This is a genomic window from Treponema endosymbiont of Eucomonympha sp. (assembly GCF_001028545.1).
In genome coordinates this window covers 1-555 of the sequence record NZ_BBPW01000471.1, presented here as the reverse complement: position 1 = coordinate 555, position 555 = coordinate 1, and the positions used below count along the sequence as shown (strand labels likewise).

General features: G+C 60.2%; 1 protein-coding gene. It reads left to right on the top strand.

Translation table 11 applies throughout. The features are described from left to right. A partial coding sequence (locus AWU74_RS12045; RefSeq protein ID WP_187150943.1) for a hypothetical protein occupies positions 1–257 on the top strand: 257 nt, incomplete at its 5' end. Between the last annotated feature and the right edge of the window lie 298 nt (positions 258–555).

Below are 555 nucleotides of genomic sequence, written 5' to 3'. Positions count from 1 at the left end.
GGAAAAGACTTTGGCAAGTCCGCCAGATATGGGAGCTTCGGAGCGGTCAAAACCCCGCTTACCCCGGCGAGAAAGACGCGAAGCTTCTGCAGAGCTGGGGCGTGACAGTGCGGAGCTGGGAAACCGTTGGGGACGACAACGGGGCTCCCGGCGAACGATACGGGCAGCTCGACGGCACGGTCGAGCGGCTCACGGTAACTCCCCGTTCCCTCCTCTACTGGGGTAATAAGGCGCAAGGCAACCGGTGGAGCGATTAGTTGGTGGGCAAGAGGCGCCACTCCGGGCGCTGGTGCTGGCAATCTTGCCGGAGCATTCGGCGGGAGGCTGACGGGGAGCTGAAACAAGCAGGGCGGAAGCCTTGCTTGTTTTTCTATGCCGGCGGGGTGCACCGCATTACCCGAAGGATAACGTTCAAGTTTTTTGAAGAAACAGGCGTTCTCCGTAGGGAACTCGGCAGATAGGCAAGAACCTACCACGGCTACCGTGAAGGTTTGCCGAGGGTTTCCACCCGCGAGGCTGTCGAACATTCCGCCGAAAGGCGAAAACCTCTATGCC